Genomic DNA, 1,966 nt, shown 5'->3' with positions numbered 1-1,966 from the left:
TGCGCTGCGATGCACCGCAGTGGACGCTGGGCGGGATTTCCATGGCGGGTTACAATTTCATCTTGTCGCTGGCAGGCGCGGCCTCCATCTTCCTGCTGATCCGCCGCAGGAAAACAGGAAGCATCGCCGCATGACCGACCACGCAACACCGCTGATGCCGCAGGCCAGCCAGACCGACATCGCCAGCATGATCCGTGTCAACCAGGCCGGAGAATATGGCGCGACCCGCATCTATGCCGGGCAGCGCGCCGTGATGGGTGATCAGGGCAACGAGGCGCGCGCGATTGCTGGCATGGCCGCACAGGAAGAGATTCACCGCGCCTTTTTTGACAAGGTGATGGCCGAACGCGGGGTGCGCCCCACCGCGCTGCAGCCGTTCTGGCACATCGCCGGGTTTGGGCTGGGCGCGGTCACAGCGCTGATCGGCCCCAAGGCGGCAATGGCCTGTACCGTGGCAGTGGAGACCGAGATCGACCGGCATTATGCCGAACAACTCGAACAGCTTGGCGACAGCGAGCCGGAACTCGCCGAAGCGATCGCGCGTTTTCGTGATGAAGAGCTAGAACACAAGGACCGCGCGCTTGCCGAAGGCGCTGAACAAGCCGTCGGCTATCCGGTGATGAGCGCCGTGATCCGCGCAGGCTGCCGTGCGGCGATTGCGCTGTCGAAGCGTATATAGGGCAAGCCTTGCCCAACCGACCGCCAGATCATCTCTGGTTCATGCGGTTACCCATATCAGATCAGGCCAACAGTCAGGCCCGAGCGGAGAAGATGATGATCAGAAGCGCAACCCTCGCGGCTTTGGCCTTGATGAGCACTGTGGCATTCGTGCCCGCGATGGCGCAGGACGCGGCTGGCGACAAGGTCATCCAGCGGATGGTTTATGGCAGCGACGAGTGCGCGCCATCGAAGAACCCCGACGAGATCGTGGTCTGCGTGCGCATGGACGAGGCCGAGCGCTATCGCATCCCTGAAAAGCTGCGCGGTGACCCCAATGCGATTGCCAACACCGCCTGGACCGAGCGGGTGCGCTCAATGGAGCGCGTCGGCAATTTCGGCACCGACAGTTGTTCACCCGTCGGCGCGGGTGGCTTTACCGGCTGCACCCAGGAACTGGTGCGCAACGCCTATGCTGAAAAGGCGACCAGCGAAGAAGCCGTGGCCGGACGCCTGATCCAGGAAGAACGCGAACGGCGGCTGTCCAACATCGATCAGGATGCTGCGGCTGTTGAAGCGCGCCAGGTTGAGATTGAAGCGCAACTCGATTCGCGCAAGGCCGAACGCGCAGCCGCCGCAGCAGCGATGCAGGCGCAGGCCGATGGCGTGCAGTTGCCCCCCCAGCCTGTCCCGGACCAGCCCCCCGAAGATTGACACGCGCCCACGTGTCAACCGACTTGCGCAGGTAATACACCTGCCCCATATAGCGGTGATCCCCGGTTGGAGATTTGCCGCCCATGACCGCATCACTGGCTGATATGCACGATATTGCATCGCCCGCAGCGCCGTTCCGATCGCTGAGCGACGGACTGAACCCGATTGAGCGCCGTTATGCGCATGTCATTCGCCTTGTGACGCTGCTGTTTGTGCTGCCGTTCATCATCGGCGCAGGCGTGCTGGAAATCGCGCTGAGCAGCGATGACGTGCTGCCCCAAGGTTCGATCATCGCACCGGCGCTTGCCTTTGCAGCGTTCGTGCTGGTGTTCCTGCCGATGCGCAAATGGCGGCGCTGGGGCTATGCGAGCGCAGACGAGCAGTTACGCGTGGCGCGCGGCTGGCTGTTCCGCACCGATACCATCGTGCCGTTCAAGCGCATCCAGCATATTGATGTGGCGCAAGGGCCGCTCGAACGGCTGTTCAATCTGGCGAGCCTGACAGTGCACACCGCAGGCACGCACAATTCCATTGTCACTTTGCCGGGACTGTCGCCAGAAACGGCGGCAGCGATGCGCGACACGATGCGCCAGTA

Annotated in this window: 4 protein-coding genes; all 4 read left to right on the top strand. The window is 63.0% G+C overall.

Going from position 1 to position 1,966, the window contains the following annotated elements:
* Positions 1-134, top strand: a 134-nt coding sequence (locus ACEW8G_RS07705) for a disulfide bond formation protein B (protein ID WP_373487848.1), incomplete at its 5' end; no start/stop codon positions are given.
* On the top strand, positions 131-679 hold the full coding sequence (locus tag ACEW8G_RS07700) for a demethoxyubiquinone hydroxylase family protein (RefSeq protein WP_373487847.1): 549 nt from the start codon (positions 131-133) through the stop codon (positions 677-679). The genes ACEW8G_RS07705 and ACEW8G_RS07700, both read left to right, overlap by 4 nt.
* Before the next feature lie 92 nt (positions 680-771).
* Positions 772-1,371 carry a hypothetical protein gene (locus tag ACEW8G_RS07695; protein WP_373487846.1) on the top strand — a complete coding sequence of 200 codons (600 nt, stop codon included), beginning with the start codon at positions 772-774 and terminating at the stop codon, positions 1,369-1,371.
* A gap of 83 nt (positions 1,372-1,454) precedes the next feature.
* A partial coding sequence (locus tag ACEW8G_RS07690; RefSeq protein ID WP_373487845.1) for a PH domain-containing protein occupies positions 1,455-1,966 on the top strand: 512 nt, incomplete at its 3' end.

This window comes from Blastomonas sp., assembly GCF_041747255.1.
Lineage (GTDB): Bacteria > Pseudomonadota > Alphaproteobacteria > Sphingomonadales > Sphingomonadaceae > Blastomonas.
This window is presented reverse-complemented; position numbering and strand designations above follow the sequence as displayed.

What these genes read in the sequence shown, in the direction of transcription:
- ACEW8G_RS07700 (WP_373487847.1), top strand. Translation starts at nt 131, where the DNA reads ATGACCGACCACGCAACACCGCTGATGCCGCAGGCCAGCCAGACCGAC.
- ACEW8G_RS07695 (WP_373487846.1), top strand. Translation starts at nt 772, where the DNA reads ATGATGATCAGAAGCGCAACCCTCGCGGCTTTGGCCTTGATGAGCACT.